This is a genomic window from Pseudomonas sp. LBUM1651 (assembly GCF_059716135.1).
This window is the reverse complement of record NZ_CP166805.1, coordinates 5556766-5574917: the sequence shown is the minus strand read 5'-3', so window position 1 is coordinate 5574917 and position 18152 is coordinate 5556766. Positions and strand designations below refer to the sequence as shown.

Annotated in this window: 14 protein-coding genes and 4 tRNA genes; all 18 read left to right on the top strand. The window is 55.0% G+C overall.

Annotation, left to right across the window (positions count from 1 at the left end; translation table 11 throughout):
* Positions 1-97 precede the first annotated feature (97 nt).
* The 18 genes from birA (at position 98) to fusA (ending at position 18132) form a co-directional block, all read left to right on the top strand.
* Positions 98-1057 carry a bifunctional biotin--[acetyl-CoA-carboxylase] ligase/biotin operon repressor BirA gene (birA, locus tag ACA066_RS26200; protein ID WP_497697183.1) on the top strand — a complete coding sequence of 320 codons (960 nt, stop codon included), beginning with the start codon at positions 98-100 and terminating at the stop codon, positions 1055-1057.
* The gene (locus ACA066_RS26195) at positions 1047-1796 is read left to right on the top strand and encodes a pantothenate kinase (protein WP_497697182.1); all 750 of its coding nucleotides are present in this window, start codon (positions 1047-1049) and stop codon (positions 1794-1796) included. The genes birA and ACA066_RS26195 overlap by 11 nt, the downstream gene beginning before the upstream one ends.
* A 7-nt stretch (positions 1797-1803) precedes the next feature.
* Positions 1804-2244, top strand: a complete 441-nt coding sequence (locus ACA066_RS26190) for a hypothetical protein (protein ID WP_461952993.1) — start codon at positions 1804-1806, stop codon at positions 2242-2244.
* A gap of 142 nt (positions 2245-2386) precedes the next feature.
* A tRNA-Tyr gene (locus tag ACA066_RS26185) sits at positions 2387-2471 on the top strand.
* A 24-nt stretch (positions 2472-2495) separates the two neighbouring features.
* Positions 2496-2569, top strand: a tRNA-Gly gene (locus tag ACA066_RS26180).
* Positions 2570-2595: 26 nt separating this feature from the next.
* Positions 2596-2671: transfer RNA gene (locus ACA066_RS26175), tRNA-Thr, on the top strand.
* Positions 2672-2839: 168 nt separating this feature from the next.
* Positions 2840-2915: transfer RNA gene (locus ACA066_RS26170), tRNA-Trp, on the top strand.
* 45 nt (positions 2916-2960) lie between these two features.
* Positions 2961-3329, top strand: a complete 369-nt coding sequence (gene secE, locus ACA066_RS26165; RefSeq protein ID WP_007896620.1) for a preprotein translocase subunit SecE — start codon at positions 2961-2963, stop codon at positions 3327-3329.
* Between the two features lie 9 nt (positions 3330-3338).
* Positions 3339-3872 carry a transcription termination/antitermination protein NusG gene (gene nusG / locus ACA066_RS26160; RefSeq protein ID WP_007896622.1) on the top strand — a complete coding sequence of 178 codons (534 nt, stop codon included), beginning with the start codon at positions 3339-3341 and terminating at the stop codon, positions 3870-3872.
* 117 nt (positions 3873-3989) lie between these two features.
* A complete protein-coding gene (rplK, locus tag ACA066_RS26155) occupies positions 3990-4421 on the top strand; it encodes a 50S ribosomal protein L11 (protein ID WP_017341076.1) in 432 nt (143 codons plus the stop codon).
* Entirely contained in the window at positions 4421-5116 is a 696-nt protein-coding gene (gene rplA, locus ACA066_RS26150; protein WP_008041297.1) for a 50S ribosomal protein L1, read from the top strand. The genes rplK and rplA overlap by 1 nt, the downstream gene beginning before the upstream one ends.
* A 198-nt stretch (positions 5117-5314) precedes the next feature.
* On the top strand, positions 5315-5815 hold the full coding sequence (gene rplJ, locus ACA066_RS26145; RefSeq protein ID WP_010467255.1) for a 50S ribosomal protein L10: 501 nt from the start codon (positions 5315-5317) through the stop codon (positions 5813-5815).
* A gap of 80 nt (positions 5816-5895) precedes the next feature.
* The gene (gene rplL, locus ACA066_RS26140; protein WP_007896630.1) at positions 5896-6261 is read left to right on the top strand and encodes a 50S ribosomal protein L7/L12; all 366 of its coding nucleotides are present in this window, start codon (positions 5896-5898) and stop codon (positions 6259-6261) included.
* A 220-nt stretch (positions 6262-6481) separates the two neighbouring features.
* Complete coding sequence (gene rpoB / locus ACA066_RS26135) at positions 6482-10555, top strand: DNA-directed RNA polymerase subunit beta (RefSeq protein WP_462019840.1); 4074 nt, start codon at positions 6482-6484, stop codon at positions 10553-10555.
* Between the two features lie 64 nt (positions 10556-10619).
* Positions 10620-14819 carry a DNA-directed RNA polymerase subunit beta' gene (gene rpoC, locus ACA066_RS26130; protein ID WP_017341073.1) on the top strand — a complete coding sequence of 1400 codons (4200 nt, stop codon included), beginning with the start codon at positions 10620-10622 and terminating at the stop codon, positions 14817-14819.
* Between the two features lie 216 nt (positions 14820-15035).
* Positions 15036-15407 (top strand): 30S ribosomal protein S12, encoded by a 372-nt coding sequence (rpsL, locus tag ACA066_RS26125; RefSeq protein WP_002555494.1) that lies wholly within the window; start codon positions 15036-15038, stop codon positions 15405-15407.
* A 118-nt stretch (positions 15408-15525) separates the two neighbouring features.
* Complete coding sequence (gene rpsG, locus ACA066_RS26120) at positions 15526-15996, top strand: 30S ribosomal protein S7 (RefSeq protein WP_002555493.1); 471 nt, start codon at positions 15526-15528, stop codon at positions 15994-15996.
* Between the two features lie 30 nt (positions 15997-16026).
* Positions 16027-18132 (top strand): elongation factor G, encoded by a 2106-nt coding sequence (fusA, locus tag ACA066_RS26115; RefSeq protein ID WP_150582440.1) that lies wholly within the window; start codon positions 16027-16029, stop codon positions 18130-18132.
* Positions 18133-18152 lie beyond the last annotated feature (20 nt).

Below are 18152 nucleotides of genomic sequence, written 5' to 3'. Positions count from 1 at the left end.
TTTTGTTTTGCCCGCAGGAAAATCTGCCTGATACGGTTTCTATGCAACAGCTCAAGGCGTGGCTATCATGCGGGCCTCATTGTGAGGCGAGACTTGCATGCTGACATTGTTGAAGCTTCTTAAGGATGGCCGATTCCATTCAGGTCAGGCCCTGGGCGCCGCTTTGGGTGTCAGTCGTAGTGCTGTATGGAAACAGCTTCAGCTTTTAGAAGCTGAACTTGGCTTGTCCATCCACAAAGTGCGAGGGCGCGGTTATCAACTGGCTTCGCCGTTGACTCTGCTTGATTCTGTCGCGATAGCAGAGCAGGCGCCTTCTTCTGATTGGCCCATTCTGGTTTTCGATTCAATTGACTCCACGAATGCTGAAGCGCTACGTGCAATTGATCGTGGCCAAGCAGCGCCATTCCTTGTGCTCGCCGAGCGGCAGACGTCTGGTCGTGGACGCCGTGGGCGTAAGTGGGCGAGTCCTTTTGCGGAAAATATCTATTACAGTCTGGTGCTGCGTATTGATGGAGGCATGCGCCAGCTGGAAGGTCTGAGCCTCGTTGTCGGGCTTGCCGTCATGCAAACCCTGAGAGGGCTGGGTGTTTCAGATGCGGGCTTGAAGTGGCCGAACGATGTTCTGGTTGGTCAGAAAAAAATCGCGGGAATATTGCTCGAGTTGGTCGGAGATCCTGCTGATGTGTGTCACGTGGTGCTGGGTGTTGGAATTAATGTGAATATGCAGATGACCGATGAGGTTGATCAGCAGTGGACATCCATGCGGCTCGAGTCGGGGCGGGCATTCGATCGCAATCAACTGGTCGCGCGGTTGGGTCAGATGCTCCAGGTATATTTGAGTCGGCATCAGGTCGACGGATTTCCCGCTATCCAGGCTGAGTGGGAGCAAAATCATCTATGGCAGGGACGGGCGGTGTCGTTGATCGCTGGTGTTAACCAAATAGATGGCGAAGTGCTGGGTATTGATAGTCAGGGTGCTCTGCGCTTGAAGGTGGGTGGTGTGGAAAAAGTCTTTAGTGGTGGTGAGCTCAGCTTGAGGTTGCGTAATGATTCTTGAGCTCGACTGCGGAAACAGTTTCATCAAGTGGCGAGTGCTTGGCGCGGATGCGCGTCAGACGGTCGGTGAAGGAGTCGTCGATTCGAATCTCGCATTGCTGGAGAGTTTGAATACGCTCAAGGGACTTGCTCTCAAGTTCTGTCGGTTGGTTAGTGTCAGAACGGTCGAGGAAACCGGTGCGTTGGTTTCTCTGCTGACAGAGACTTTTGAAGTGTCGGTAGCTTGCGCGACCCCTGCTCGCGAAATGTCTGGGGTTCGCAATGGCTACGAGGAGTTCGAACGCCTGGGGCTAGATCGCTGGCTGGCGATGCTAGGAGGATTCCACTTGGCATCGCGTGCTTGCCTAGTGCTGGATTTCGGCACTGCTGTCACTGCGGATTACGTCGCCGGTGATGGAGAGCATCTCGGAGGATTCATTTGTCCGGGTATGCCGTTGATGCGGAATCAGTTGCGTACCCATACCCGTAAAATTCGTTATGGAGATCTCGCTGCCGAGCGCGCTCTGGAAAGTCTCGTCCCGGGTCGGACAACCGTCGAGGCGGTTGAGCGGGGTTGCTCGCTGATGCTCAGGGGGTTTGTTCTGACTCAGTTAGAGCTCGCGCGTAGCTACTGGGGGGCAGATTTTTCCGTTTTCCTTACTGGTGGAGATGCGGGGCTGGTTTCCGAGATCGTGCCTGAGGCCAGAGTGGTTCCAGATCTGGTATTTGTAGGTTTGGCTATGGCATGTCCTTTGTCCTGAGGTTCATATGCGTTGGTTGTTCCTGCTGCTGCTTGTTCTCAACGTGTTCTATTACATCTGGCACCAACAAGAGGCTCCTCTGCGCGCGAAGGATGTCACTCCTTTGAGTTTGTATCGGGGGGCTCAGCAGGATATTCGCTTGTTGAGCGAGACGACTGATGCATCCCGGGATAAAGGAAAAGCTGCTCAGGCGGACAATAGCTGTCTGTACTTGGGTGGTTTTGTTCGTCCAGAAGCTGCTCAGGCTGTTGAGCGGCGCTTGAATGGCATGGAGATCAAATATCAGTCCCTGCCAAAGGATCTTCCCGAGTTTGCGGGTTACTGGGTGCGCGTGGCCCCAGAAAGCCGGCGCTGGCTGGATGATGTACAGCTGCAAAACCTTTCCAGAGAATTCAATGAGTTAAAACATAAAATAATGCCGTGCGAGGGGGTTGCGCCCGCTGAATAGTTTGCATAGAATGGCGCCCGCTTCGCAGTGAAGACCTTTAAAGGTCAACGGTGCAAGGCGAGGTCAACGCAGCTAACCTCAGGTTTTTAATGAGAAAATGCTTGACAGAAGGCTGGCATGATATAGAATGCCGGCTCGCTTAGGAGGGGTTCCCGAGCGGCCAAAGGGATCAGACTGTAAATCTGACGTCTACGACTTCGAAGGTTCGAATCCTTCCCCCTCCACCATTTTTAGCGAGAGCTGCAAGCCTCGCGGGTATAGTTTAGTGGTAGAACCTCAGCCTTCCAAGCTGATGATGCGGGTTCGATTCCCGCTACCCGCTCCAAGTTTGCAGGTTTTGCACAGTGTTACGCTCTTGTAGCTCAGTTGGTAGAGCACACCCTTGGTAAGGGTGAGGTCAGCGGTTCAAATCCGCTCAAGAGCTCCATATAACAAGGCAGATATGAAAATATCTGCCTTTGTTTTAATGGTCTGGTTGTGTTTCGTTGTTCCGGGGGTGGTTTGAATCCCGGTGCTGGTGGGGCGCAAAGGCTGTTGAGTAAATTGTTGTAATGTCTTTTTTGGGCCGGCATAATGGTCGGCCTGATTTTGTTTTAGGTCAGTAGCTCAATTGGCAGAGCGACGGTCTCCAAAACCGTAGGTTGGGGGTTCGATTCCCTCCTGACCTGCCAGATTCACTTGGTGTGTCTGGCTTTCTTTTCACAGGATCTTCATAGATGACTCCTAAAGCTGAAGCTCAAGGCTCTCGCTTCGATCTGCTCAAGTGGCTAGTAGTAGTCGCTTTGGTGGTCGTTGGCGTTGTTGGTAATCAGTATTACTCTGCTTCGCCGATCCTGTACCGTGTGCTTGCATTGCTTGTCATTGCTGCTGTAGCTGCCTTTGTAGGCCTGCAGACAGTCAAGGGCAAGTCTTTCTTTGTGCTGGTGAAGGAAGCTCGCACCGAGATTCGTAAAGTCGTATGGCCAACTCGCCAAGAAACCACGCAGACCACGTTGATTGTTGTGGCTGTTGTTCTGGTTATGGCGTTGCTGTTGTGGGGGCTTGATTCCCTGCTCGGCTGGCTTGTTTCCTTGATTGTCGGCTAAGGGTGTCCCGTGGCTAAGCGTTGGTACGTTGTGCATGCTTACTCCGGTTACGAGAAGCATGTCATGCGCTCGTTGGTCGAGCGCGTAAAGCTGGCTGGCATGGAAGATGGCTTTGGCGAGATTCTGGTTCCCACTGAAGAAGTGGTTGAAATGCGTAATGGCCAGAAACGCAAAAGCGAGCGCAAGTTCTTCCCAGGTTATGTGCTGGTTCAGATGGACATGAATGAGGGTACTTGGCACTTGGTCAAGGATACTCCTCGGGTGATGGGTTTCATCGGCGGTACCGCTGATAAGCCTGCGCCAATCACTGATAAAGAGGCAGAAGCGATTCTGCGTCGTGTCGCTGACGGTAGCGACAAGCCGAAGCCGAAGACGTTGTTCGAGCCGGGCGAGTCGGTACGTGTCAACGACGGACCGTTTGCCGATTTTACCGGTACGGTTGAAGAAGTTAACTACGAAAAGAGCCGAATCCAAGTGGCAGTGCTCATTTTCGGTCGCTCTACTCCGGTAGAGCTCGAGTTCAGCCAGGTCGAAAAGGTCTAGCTGGGCAAGCATCCCAACCCCGCAGCCCTAGGCTGTGGGGTTTTGTCGTCACTGGGATAAACGCGCAAGTAACCGGGGAGCCTTTCGAGGCGTTCGAACCCGTAATTGGAGTGCCTCATGGCCAAGAAGATTACCGCTTACATCAAGCTGCAAGTGAAGGCCGCTCAGGCTAACCCAAGCCCACCTGTTGGTCCTGCTCTGGGTCAGCACGGCGTGAACATCATGGAATTCTGCAAGGCTTTCAACGCCCGTACTCAGGGTATTGAACCAGGTCTGCCGACTCCAGTGATCATCACTGTCTACAGCGACCGTAGCTTCACTTTCGAAACCAAATCCACCCCTGCTTCGGTTCTGCTGAAGAAGGCGGCCGGTCTGACTAGCGGTTCCGCTCGTCCGAACACCGTTAAGGTTGGCACCGTGACTCGTGCTCAGCTGGAAGATATCGCGAAAGTTAAAAACGCGGATCTGACTGCAGCTGATATGGAAGCAGCCGTGCGTACCATCGCCGGTTCTGCTCGTAGCATGGGCCTTAACGTGGAGGGTGTGTAATGGCTAAGTTGACCAAGCGTCAAAAGGCTATCGCCGGCAAAATCGAAGCAGGCAAGTCCTACAACTTTGTAGACGCTGCTGCTCTGCTGGCTGAGCTGTCGACTGTAAAGTTCAGCGAGTCGTTCGACGTTGCTGTGAACCTGGGTGTTGACCCGCGTAAATCCGACCAGGTCGTTCGTAGCGCTACTGTGCTGCCGCACGGCACTGGCAAGACTGTTCGCGTTGCTGTGTTCACCCAGGGTCCAGCTGCTGAGGCCGCTCTGGCTGCCGGCGCTGACCGTGTAGGTATGGACGACCTGGCTGCCGAAATGAAAGGCGGCGACCTGAACTATGACGTAGTTATCGCATCCCCGGATGCAATGCGCGTTGTAGGTCAGTTGGGTCAGATCCTCGGTCCACGTGGTCTGATGCCTAACCCTAAAGTCGGCACCGTAACACCAGACGTAGCTACCGCGGTTAAAAACGCCAAAGCTGGTCAGGTTCGTTATCGCACCGACAAAAACGGCATCATCCACACCTCCGTTGGCAAGATTGGCTTCGACGCCGTCAAGCTGAAGGAAAACGTTGAAGCCCTGATCGCTGATCTGAAGCGTATCAAGCCAGCTTCCTCGAAAGGCATTTACGTCAAGCGCGTTACCCTGAGCACCACCATGGGCCCAGGTCTGGTCATCGACCAAAGCTCGCTCGACGCGTAAGACACAGGTTGGCGCGAGCGATTGCGCCAATTGAAAGATTGGGGTCCCTGCCTGGCGGGGGCTATCCAAGACCGTAGGCGGCGCAAGTCTTAAACCTCAAGCCTACGCAGATGGTGCTCCCGGTTCCTTACCGAATCAGACACCAAAACGACATCTGGCCTCGGTTGGATGAAACGGTAACAAGCAGGAGTTTTTCCCGTGGCAATTAAACTTGAAGACAAGAAGGCCATCGTCGCTGAAGTCAACAAGGCTGCCCAAGTTGCTCTGTCCGCTGTCGTGGCTGATGCCCGTGGCGTAACAGTAGGCGCTATGACCGGACTCCGTAAAGAGGCTCGTGAAGCTGGCGTTTACGTACGTGTTGTACGTAACACCCTGCTCAAGCGCGCCGTTGCTGGCACTCAATATGACGTGCTCAACGACGTGTTCACTGGCCCGACCTTGATTGCATTCTCCAAAGAACATCCGGGCGCTGCTGCTCGTATCTTCAAGGAATTTGCAAAAGGTCAGGATAAGTTCGAGATCAAGGCAGCTGCGTTCGAGGGCAAGTTCCTCGCGGCTAATCAGATCGACGTACTGGCAAGCCTGCCGACCCGTGACGAAGCAATTTCTCAGCTGATGAGCGTGATTCAAGGCGCAACCAGCAAATTGGCTCGTACTCTGGCGGCTCTTCGCGACCAGAAAGAAGCTGCTGCAGCCTAAGGCTGAGCGACTTCTTTCAGCGTTTATTGTTTATTTCGATGGCCGCGTAGGCTGTCACCCCAATACAGGAATTTATAGTCATGTCTCTGACTAACGACCAAATCATCGAAGCAATCGGCGAAAAATCCGTTCTGGAAATCGTTGAGCTGATCAAGGCCATGGAAGAGAAGTTCGGCGTTTCCGCTGCCGCTGCTTCCGCTGGTCCAGCTGCTGTTGCTGCCGTTGTTGAAGAACAAACTGAATTCAACGTCATGCTGACCGAAGCTGGCGAGAAGAAAGTTAACGTGATCAAGGCAGTACGTGAACTGACCGGTCTGGGCCTGAAAGAAGCCAAGGCAGTAGTTGACGGCGCTCCTGGCATCGTTCTGGAAGCCGTATCGAAAGATGCAGCTGACAAAGCAAAAGCCACTCTGGAAGAAGCAGGCGCTAAAGTCGAGCTGAAGTAAGCATCGACTTTGCTCCTCCAGCCCGAGCGTTAAGCGAAAGGCTGATGGCTGGTGGCTCTTGCCACCGGCCTTTTTCCGTTATTGGCAGCCGACTGGGTCGGTGCTGATAACGAGCTGTAACCACCCGATGTGGTGGCGCAAACCATGGGGTTTGCACGATTTTCTGGCTGCTCCCGTCGGGAGAGGCCAAACAAGCAGGTGACCAAGCTGGGGAACGCTGATGGCTTACTCATATACTGAGAAAAAACGTATCCGCAAGGACTTTAGCAAGTTGCCGGACGTCATGGATGTGCCGTACCTCCTGGCCATCCAGCTGGATTCGTATCGTGAATTCTTGCAAGCGGGAGCGACTAAAGATCAGTTCCGCGACGTGGGCCTGCATGCGGCCTTCAAATCCGTTTTCCCGATCATCAGCTACTCCGGCAATGCTGCGCTGGAGTACGTCGGTTATCGCCTGGGCGAACCGGCATTTGATGTCAAAGAATGCGTATTGCGCGGTGTAACTTACGCCGTACCTTTGCGGGTAAAAGTGCGCCTGATCATTTTCGACAAAGAATCGTCGAACAAAGCGATCAAGGACATCAAAGAGCAAGAAGTCTACATGGGTGAAATTCCCCTGATGACTGAGAACGGTACCTTCGTAATCAACGGTACCGAGCGTGTAATCGTTTCCCAGCTGCACCGTTCCCCGGGCGTGTTCTTCGACCACGACCGTGGCAAGACGCACAGCTCCGGTAAACTGCTGTACTCCGCGCGCATCATTCCTTACCGCGGTTCGTGGCTGGACTTCGAGTTCGACCCGAAAGACTGCGTGTTCGTGCGTATCGACCGTCGTCGCAAGCTGCCTGCATCGGTACTGCTGCGCGCGCTCGGCTATACCACTGAAGAAGTGCTTGACGCGTTCTACACCACCAACGTCTTCCACGTGCAAGGTGAAAACCTCAGTCTGGAACTGGTGCCTCAGCGCCTGCGTGGTGAAATTGCTGTCCTGGATATCCTGGATGACAAAGGCAAGGTTATTGTCGAGCAAGGTCGTCGTATTACTGCTCGCCACATCAACCAGCTGGAAAAAGCAGGGATCAAAGAGCTGCAAGTGCCTCTGGACTACGTCCTGGGTCGCACTACCGCCAAGGTCATCGTGCATCCGGCAACCGGCGAAATCCTGGCAGAGTGCAACACCGAGCTGAACACCGAGATCCTGGCAAAAATCGCCAAGGCTCAGGTCGTTCGTATCGAAACTCTGTACACCAACGATATCGACTGCGGTCCGTTCGTCTCCGACACACTGAAGATCGACTCCACCAGCAACCAATTGGAAGCGCTGGTCGAGATCTATCGCATGATGCGTCCAGGCGAGCCGCCAACCAAAGACGCTGCCGAGACTCTGTTCAACAACCTTTTCTTCAGCCCTGAGCGCTATGACCTGTCTGCGGTCGGCCGGATGAAGTTCAACCGTCGTATCGGTCGTACCGAGATCGAAGGTTCGGGCGTGTTGTGCAAAGAAGACATCGTCGCGGTTCTGAAGACTCTGGTCGACATCCGTAACGGTAAAGGCATCGTCGATGACATCGACCACCTGGGTAACCGTCGTGTTCGCTGCGTAGGCGAAATGGCCGAGAACCAGTTCCGCGTTGGCCTGGTACGTGTTGAGCGTGCGGTCAAAGAGCGTCTGTCGATGGCTGAAAGCGAAGGCCTGATGCCGCAAGACCTGATCAACGCCAAGCCAGTGGCTGCGGCGGTGAAGGAGTTCTTCGGTTCCAGCCAGCTGTCCCAGTTCATGGACCAGAACAACCCGCTGTCCGAGATCACCCACAAGCGTCGTGTGTCTGCACTCGGCCCTGGCGGTTTGACTCGTGAGCGTGCTGGCTTTGAAGTTCGTGACGTACACCCGACGCACTACGGTCGTGTTTGCCCGATCGAAACGCCGGAAGGTCCGAACATCGGTCTGATCAACTCCCTGGCCGCCTATGCGCGCACCAACCAGTACGGCTTCCTCGAGAGCCCGTACCGCGTGGTGAAAGACGCTCTGGTCACCGACGAGATCGTGTTCCTGTCCGCCATTGAAGAAGCTGATCACGTGATCGCTCAGGCTTCGGCCACGATGAACGACAAGAAAGTCCTGATCGACGAGCTGGTAGCTGTTCGTCACTTGAACGAGTTCACCGTCAAGGCGCCGGAAGACGTCACCTTGATGGACGTATCGCCGAAGCAGGTAGTTTCGGTTGCAGCGTCGCTGATCCCGTTCCTCGAGCACGACGACGCCAACCGTGCGTTGATGGGTTCGAACATGCAGCGTCAAGCTGTACCAACCCTGCGCGCTGACAAGCCGCTGGTCGGTACCGGCATGGAGCGTAACGTAGCTCGTGACTCCGGCGTTTGCGTCGTGGCTCGTCGTGGCGGCGTTATCGATTCCGTCGACGCCAGCCGTATCGTGGTTCGTGTTGCTGATGACGAAGTTGAAACCGGCGAAGCTGGTGTCGACATCTACAACCTGACCAAGTACACCCGCTCCAACCAGAACACCTGCATCAACCAGCGTCCGCTGGTGCGTAAAGGTGATCGGGTTCAGCGTAGCGACATCATGGCCGATGGTCCGTCCACCGACATGGGTGAGCTGGCTCTGGGTCAGAACATGCGCATCGCGTTCATGGCATGGAACGGCTTCAACTTCGAAGACTCCATCTGCCTGTCCGAGCGTGTGGTTCAGGAAGACCGCTTCACCACGATCCACATCCAGGAACTGACCTGTGTGGCCCGTGACACCAAGCTTGGGCCAGAGGAAATCACTGCAGACATCCCGAACGTGGGTGAAGCTGCACTGAACAAGCTGGACGAAGCCGGTATCGTTTACGTAGGTGCTGAAGTTGGCGCAGGCGACATTCTGGTCGGTAAGGTCACTCCGAAAGGCGAGACTCAACTGACTCCGGAAGAAAAACTGCTGCGTGCCATCTTCGGTGAAAAAGCCAGCGACGTTAAAGACACCTCCCTGCGCGTGCCTACTGGCACCAAGGGTACCGTCATCGACGTACAGGTCTTCACCCGCGACGGTGTTGAGCGTGATGCTCGTGCACTGTCGATCGAGAAGACTCAACTCGACGAGATCCGCAAGGACCTGAACGAAGAGTTCCGTATCGTTGAAGGCGCCACTTTCGAACGTCTGCGTTCCGCTCTGGTCGGCCACAAAGCCGAAGGCGGCGCCGGTCTGAAGAAAGGTCAGGAAATCACCGACGAAGTTCTCGACGGTCTTGAGCATGGTCAGTGGTTCAAACTGCGCATGGCTGAAGATGCTCTTAACGAGCAACTCGAGAAGGCTCAGGCCTACATCGTTGATCGCCGCCGTCTGCTGGACGATAAGTTCGAAGACAAGAAGCGCAAGCTGCAGCAGGGCGATGACCTGGCTCCAGGCGTGCTGAAAATCGTCAAGGTTTACCTGGCAATCCGTCGCCGCATCCAGCCGGGCGACAAGATGGCCGGTCGTCACGGTAACAAAGGTGTGGTCTCCGTGATCATGCCGGTTGAAGACATGCCGCACGATGCCAATGGCACCCCGGTCGACGTTGTCCTCAACCCGTTGGGCGTACCTTCGCGTATGAACGTTGGTCAGATCCTTGAAACCCACCTCGGTCTCGCGGCTAAAGGTCTGGGCGAGAAGATCAACCGGATGATCGAAGAGCAGCGCAAAGTCGCTGAGCTTCGTAAATTCCTCGACGAGATCTACAACCAGATCGGCGGTCGTAACGAAGATCTGGATAGCTTCTCCGACCAGGAAATCCTGGATCTGGCGAAGAACCTGCGTGGCGGCGTTCCAATGGCCACTCCAGTGTTCGACGGTGCCAAGGAAAGCGAAATCAAGGCCATGCTGAAACTGGCAGACCTGCCAGAAAGCGGCCAGATGCAGCTGACCGACGGCCGTACCGGCAACAAGTTCGAGCGCCCGGTTACTGTCGGCTATATGTACATGCTGAAGCTGAACCACTTGGTAGACGACAAGATGCACGCTCGTTCTACCGGTTCGTACAGCCTGGTTACTCAGCAGCCGCTGGGTGGTAAGGCGCAGTTCGGTGGTCAGCGTTTCGGGGAGATGGAGGTCTGGGCACTGGAAGCATACGGTGCTGCTTACACTCTGCAAGAAATGCTCACAGTGAAGTCGGACGATGTGAACGGCCGTACCAAGATGTACAAAAACATCGTGGATGGCGATCACCGTATGGAGCCGGGCATGCCCGAGTCCTTCAACGTGTTGATCAAGGAAATTCGTTCCCTCGGCATCGATATCGATCTGGAAACCGAATAACACGTGACGCGAATCGAGAGCGGGGCAGGATTGCCCGCTCTCTGCTCCGCCAGGAGGAAAGGCCTTGAAAGACCTACTGAATTTGCTGAAAAACCAGGGTCAAGTCGAAGAGTTCGACGCCATCCGTATTGGATTGGCATCGCCTGAGATGATCCGTTCGTGGTCGTTCGGTGAAGTTAAAAAGCCGGAAACCATCAACTACCGTACGTTCAAACCAGAGCGTGACGGCCTGTTCTGCGCCAAGATCTTTGGCCCGGTAAAGGATTACGAGTGCCTGTGCGGTAAGTACAAGCGCTTGAAGCACCGTGGCGTGATCTGCGAGAAGTGCGGCGTTGAAGTCGCGCTGGCTAAAGTTCGTCGTGAGCGCATGGCGCACATCGAACTGGCCTCGCCAGTTGCCCACATCTGGTTCCTGAAATCGCTGCCGTCCCGTATCGGCTTGCTGATGGACATGACCCTGCGTGATATCGAACGCGTTCTCTACTTCGAGAGCTATGTCGTTATCGATCCAGGCATGACCACCCTTGAAAAAGGTCAGCTGCTGAACGACGAGCAGTACTTCGAAGCGCTGGAAGAGTTCGGCGACGATTTCGATGCCCGCATGGGTGCCGAAGCTGTCCGCGAACTGCTGCACGCTATCGACCTGGAGCACGAGATTGGCCGTCTGCGTGAAGAAATTCCGCAAACCAACTCCGAAACCAAAATCAAGAAGCTGTCCAAGCGTCTGAAGTTGATGGAAGCCTTTCAGGGTTCCGGCAACCTTCCAGAATGGATGGTGCTGACCGTTCTGCCGGTTCTGCCGCCAGATCTGCGTCCACTGGTCCCGCTGGATGGCGGTCGCTTCGCGACTTCCGACCTCAACGATCTGTATCGTCGAGTGATCAACCGTAACAACCGCTTGAAGCGTCTGCTCGACCTGTCCGCTCCGGACATCATCGTGCGCAACGAAAAGCGTATGTTGCAGGAAGCCGTCGACGCACTGCTCGACAACGGTCGTCGTGGCCGCGCTATCACCGGTTCCAACAAGCGTCCTCTGAAATCCCTGGCTGACATGATCAAGGGTAAACAGGGTCGTTTCCGTCAGAACTTGCTCGGTAAGCGTGTTGACTACTCCGGTCGTTCGGTAATTACCGTAGGTCCGACCCTGCGTCTGCACCAGTGCGGTCTGCCTAAGAAAATGGCTCTCGAGCTGTTCAAGCCGTTCATTTTCGGCAAGCTGGAAATGCGTGGTCTCGCGACCACCATCAAAGCAGCCAAGAAGATGGTCGAGCGCGAGCTGCCAGAGGTTTGGGACGTTCTCGCTGAAGTTATCCGTGAACACCCGGTTCTCCTAAACCGTGCACCGACCCTTCACCGTCTGGGTATCCAGGCGTTTGAACCGGTACTGATCGAAGGTAAGGCTATCCAGCTGCACCCTCTGGTCTGTGCTGCGTACAACGCCGACTTCGACGGCGACCAAATGGCCGTGCACGTACCGCTGACACTGGAAGCCCAGCTGGAAGCGCGTGCGTTGATGATGTCGACCAACAACATTCTGTCGCCAGCCAACGGTGAGCCAATCATCGTTCCGTCGCAGGACGTTGTATTGGGTCTGTACTACATGACTCGTGAAGCGATCAACGCCAAGGGCGAAGGTCGTGTGTTCGCGGATCTGCAGGAAGTTGACCGTGTGTTCCGTGCCGGCGAAGCCGCACTGCATGCCAAGGTCAAAGTGCGGATCAACGAAACCGTTAACGATCGTGACGGTGGCAGCGTCAAGAACACCCGTATCGTCGACACCACTGTCGGCCGTGCGCTGTTGTTCCAGGTTGTTCCACCTGGCCTGTCGTACGACGTCGTCAACCAGCCGATGAAGAAAAAGGCGATCTCCAAGCTGATCAACCAGTGCTACCGCGTGGTTGGTTTGAAAGAGACCGTGATCTTCGCTGACCAGTTGATGTACACCGGTTTTGCCTATTCGACCATCTCCGGCGTTTCCATCGGTGTTAACGACTTCGTTATCCCGGATGAGAAAGCCCGCATCATCGGTGCTGCCACCGACGAAGTGAAAGAGATCGAGAGTCAGTACGCCTCCGGCCTGGTAACCCAGGGCGAGAAGTACAACAAAGTGATCGACCTTTGGTCCAAGGCGAACGACGAAGTTTCCAAGGCGATGATGGCCAACCTCTCGAAAGAGAAAGTCATCGACCGTCATGGCGTCGAAGTCGACCAAGAGTCTTTCAACTCGATGTACATGATGGCCGACTCGGGCGCACGGGGTTCTGCTGCGCAGATCCGTCAGCTCGCCGGTATGCGTGGCCTGATGGCCAAGCCGGACGGTTCCATCATCGAAACGCCGATTACTGCGAACTTCCGTGAAGGTTTGAGCGTACTTCAGTACTTCATCTCGACTCACGGTGCTCGTAAAGGTTTGGCGGATACCGCGTTGAAAACTGCGAACTCCGGTTACCTGACTCGTCGTCTGGTAGACGTGGCGCAGGATCTGGTTGTGACCGAGATCGATTGCGGCACCGAGCATGGCCTGGTAATGACTCCGCACATTGAAGGCGGTGACGTTGTTGAGCCATTGGGTGAACGCGTATTGGGTCGTGTCATTGCCCGTGACGTATTCAAGCCAGGTACCGAAGAAGTTATCGTTCCTGCCGGCACGCTGGTAGACGAGAAGTGGGTCGAGTTCATCGAGCTGAACAGCATCGACGAAGTGATCGTGCGTTCGCCGATCAGCTGCGAAACCCGCTACGGCATTTGCGCCAAGTGCTACGGCCGTGACCTGGCTCGTGGTCACCAGGTGAACATCGGTGAAGCGGTCGGCGTTATTGCTGCCCAGTCCATCGGTGAGCCGGGTACCCAGCTGACCATGCGTACGTTCCACATCGGTGGTGCGGCAAGCCGGACCTCCGCAGCCGACAGCGTTCAGGTGAAGAATGGCGGTACCGTCCGTCTGCACAACCTGAAGCACGTTGAGCGAGTGGATGGTTGCCTGGTTGCTGTATCCCGTTCCGGTGAGCTGGCAATCGCTGATGACTTCGGTCGTGAGCGCGAGCGTTACAAGCTGCCGTACGGTGCTGTGATTTCGGTTAAAGAAGGTGACAAGGTCGACGCTGGCGCAATCGTGGCCAAGTGGGATCCGCACACTCACCCAATCGTTACCGAAATGAAAGGTACCGTGACCTACGTGGGCATGGAAGAAGGCATCACGATCAAGCGTCAGACTGACGAATTGACCGGTATGACCAACATTGAAGTACTCGACGCCAAAGACCGTCCAGCTGCCGGTAAAGATATTCGTCCTGCTGTGAAGATGGTTGATGACAACGGCAAGGATCTCTTGCTGCCGGGTACCGACGTAATTGCTCAGTACTTCCTGCCTGCTAACGCCCTGGTTGGTGTAGCGGACGGTGCGAAAATCGCGATCGGTGATGTTATCGCTCGTATTCCGCAAGAGACTTCGAAAACCCGTGACATCACCGGTGGTCTGCCGCGTGTTGCCGACTTGTTCGAAGCCCGTCGTCCGAAAGAAGCCTCGATTCTGGCTGAAGTCAGCGGCACCATCGCGTTCGGTAAAGAGACCAAAGGCAAGCGCCGTCTGGTCATTACCCCGAACGACGGTAGCGATCCGTACGAAGAGCTGATTCCGAAGTGGCGCCACCTGAACGTCTTCGAAGGCGAACAGGTAAACCGCGGCGAAGTTATCTCCGACGGCCCAAGCGATCCACACGACATCCTGCGTCTGCTGGGTGTGAGTGCGCTGGCCAAGTACATCGTGAACGAGATCCAGGACGTTTACCGTCTGCAAGGCGTGAAGATCAACGACAAGCACATCGAGACCATCCTGCGTCAGATGCTGCGTAAAGTTGAAATCGCTGAATCCGGCGATTCCAGTTTCATCAAGGGCGACCAGATGGAATTGACTCACGTTCTGGTAGAGAACGAGCGTCTGGCTGGCGACGAGAAATTCGTTTCCAAGTTCACTCGCGTGCTGCTGGGTATCACCAAGGCGTCGTTGTCCACCGAATCGTTCATCTCGGCGGCTTCCTTCCAGGAAACCACTCGCGTACTGACCGAAGCGGCGGTAACCGGCAAGCGCGATTACCTGCGCGGCCTGAAAGAAAACGTAGTCGTGGGTCGTCTGATCCCGGCGGGTACCGGTCTGGCTTATCACAGCGAGCGTAAGCGTCGCCGTGATGCTGACAAACCGTTGCGCGTAAGCGCCAGTGAAGTGGAAGCTGCACTGACCGAAGCGCTGAACTCTAGCGGTAACTGAGTTCTGCGATAAATGAGCGTAAGGCCCCGGTCGTTCCGTTCATCGAATCAAGACAATTTGTCGAGGTTGGGTGAGCGGGAAGGTCGGGGCCTTGCCTTGACTGGGGACAAGATCCTCTTTAGACTCTTGTACCCCTAAATTTGGCGGGAATTCGTTCCTGCCATTTTGCTTTTCTTGCAAGACAATAGCGTCGCAAGACAACAGTGGAGCTAGTAGATGGCAACTATCAACCAGCTGGTACGTCAGCCGCGTAAGCGTATCGTCGAGAAATCCGACGTGCCTGCGCTGCAGAACTGCCCGCAACGTCGTGGCGTATGCACTCGTGTGTATACCACCACGCCGAAAAAACCTAACTCGGCACTGCGTAAAGTATGCCGTGTGCGTCTGACCAACGGTTTCGAGGTTTCCTCGTACATCGGCGGTGAAGGCCACAACCTGCAAGAGCACAGCGTCGTACTGATCCGTGGCGGCCGTGTAAAAGACTTGCCGGGTGTTCGTTACCACACCGTTCGCGGTTCTTTGGATACTTCCGGCGTTAAAGGTCGTAACCAGGGTCGTTCGAAGTACGGTACCAAGAAGCCTAAGTAGTAGTGGCTTTTTGTAAAAACAGATTTTCTATTTTTCTGAGTCGATAAGAGTAAGGTCGGAGGCGTCCCGAAAGGGCACTGATTCCGAGCGAACCTGAAGACCGTTTGAGGGCTTATCCATGCCAAGAAGACGCGTAGCAGCCAAGCGCGAAGTGCTTGACGATCCAAAATACGGCAGCCAGATCCTGGCCAAGTTCATGAACCACGTAATGGAAAGCGGCAAGAAAGCCGTTGCCGAGCGTATCGTTTATGGCGCGCTGGAAAAAGTTAAAGAACGCAAGAACAGCGACCCCCTGGAAATCTTCGAGAAAGCTCTCGACGCCATCGCTCCGCTGGTCGAAGTAAAGTCGCGCCGTGTAGGCGGTGCTACTTACCAGGTTCCGGTCGAAGTTCGTCCGTCCCGTCGTAACGCTCTGGCAATGCGCTGGTTGGTAGACTTCGCCCGTAAGCGCGGCGAGAAGTCTATGGCTCTGCGTTTGGCTGGCGAACTGTTGGACGCTGCTGAAGGTAAAGGTGCTGCAGTTAAGAAGCGTGAAGACGTGCACCGTATGGCTGAAGCCAACAAGGCTTTCTCGCACTACCGCTTCTAATTTTAGCGTCACTAATTTTGCGAGGGCTTTATGGCTCGTACAACACCGATTAATCGCTACCGTAACATTGGTATCGTTGCTCACGTGGATGCTGGTAAAACCACCACCACCGAGCGCGTCCTTTTTTACACTGGCAAAAGTCACAAAATGGGCGAGGTGCATGACGGCGCCGCGACCACCGACTGGATGGTGCAGGAGCAGGAGCGTGGTATTACCATTACTTCTGCTGCGATTACCGCCTTCTGGCAGGGTTCCGAGAAGCAGCACAAAGATCAATACCGCTTCAACGTCATCGACACCCCGGGCCACGTTGACTTCACTATTGAAGTTGAGCGTTCCCTGCGTGTTCTCGACGGCGCGGTCGTTGTGTTCTGCGGCACCTCGGGTGTTGAGCCTCAGTCGGAAACCGTATGGCGTCAAGCCAACAAGTACGGCGTTCCACGTCTTGTTTACGTAAACAAGATGGACCGTGCTGGTGCTAACTTCCTGCGCGTGATCGGTCAGATCAAGCAGCGCCTGGGTCACACCCCGGTGCCAATCCAGTTGGCTATCGGTTCCGAAGACAACTTCCAGGGTCAGATCGATCTGATGGCCATGGAAGCTGTTTACTGGAATGACTCCGACAAAGGCATGGTTCCAGTTCGCAAGCCTATCCCTGCTGAACTGCAGGAACTGGCTGACGAATGGCGCGGCAACATGGTTGAGGCTGCGGCCGAAGCCAGCGAAGAGCTGATGAACAAGTACCTCGAAGGTGAAGAACTCACCAACGCGGAAATCAAGGCCGCTCTGCGTCAGCGTACTATCGCTGGTGAGATCGTTCTGGCTGTTTGCGGTTCTTCCTTCAAGAACAAGGGCGTTCCCCTGGTTCTCGACGCCGTTATCGATTACCTGCCTGCTCCAACCGACATTCCTGCCATCAAGGGTACTGACCCGGATGACGAGGAAAAGCAAATGGAGCGTCACGCAGATGACAGCGAGCCGTTCTCGGCTCTGGCTTTCAAAATTGCTACCGACCCATTCGTGGGTACCTTGACCTTCGTCCGCGTTTACTCGGGCGTGTTGGCCTCCGGCGACGGCGTGATCAACTCGGTTAAAGGCAAGAAAGAGCGCGTGGGTCGTATGGTGCAAATGCACGCAAACGCCCGTGAAGAAATCAAGGAAGTACGCGCTGGTGACATCGCGGCCTTGATCGGCATGAAGGACGTCACCACTGGTGAAACCTTGTGCAGCGCTGACAAGCCAATCATCCTGGTTCGCATGGACTTCCCGGAGCCGGTTATTTCGGTTGCCGTAGAGCCTAAGACCAAGGATGACCAGGAAAAAATGGGTATCGCTCTGGGCAAGCTTGCTCAGGAAGATCCATCTTTCCGCGTCAAGACTGATGAAGAGACTGGTCAAACGATCATCTCCGGCATGGGCGAGTTGCACCTGGACATCCTGGTTGACCGGATGCGCCGTGAGTTCAACGTCGAAGCCAACATCGGTAAGCCTCAGGTTTCCTATCGTGAGCGCATCACGAAGAACTGTGAAATCGAAGGCAAGTTCGTTCGTCAATCCGGCGGTCGTGGTCAGTTCGGCCATTGCTGGATCCGTTTTGCTCCTGCTGACGAAGGTCAGGAAGGTCTGCAATTCGTGAACGAAGTAGTGGGTGGTGTGGTTCCTAAGGAGTACATCCCGGCTATCCAGAAAGGTATCGAAGAGCAGATGAAGAACGGCGTAGTTGCCGGCTATCCGCTGATCGGCCTGAAGGCTACCGTGTTTGATGGTTCCTACCACGACGTCGACTCGAACGAGATGGCGTTTAAGGTGGCTGCTTCCATGGCGACCAAGCAACTGGCCCAGAAGGGCGGTGGTGAGTTGCTCGAGCCGATCATGGCGGTAGAGGTTGTTACACCTGAAGACTATATGGGTGACGTGATGGGCGACCTTAACCGTCGTCGCGGCATGATCCTGGGTATGGAAGATACGGTTTCCGGTAAAGTAATTCGTGCCGAGGTTCCGTTGGGCGAGATGTTCGGTTATGCGACCGACGTTCGTTCCATGTCCCAAGGTCGCGCAAGCTACTCTATGGAATTCAAAAAATACAATACGGCTCCGTCGCACATCGTCGAAACCGTTACCAAAAAACAAGGCTGATTCAGTCCTTTAGGCTAGGA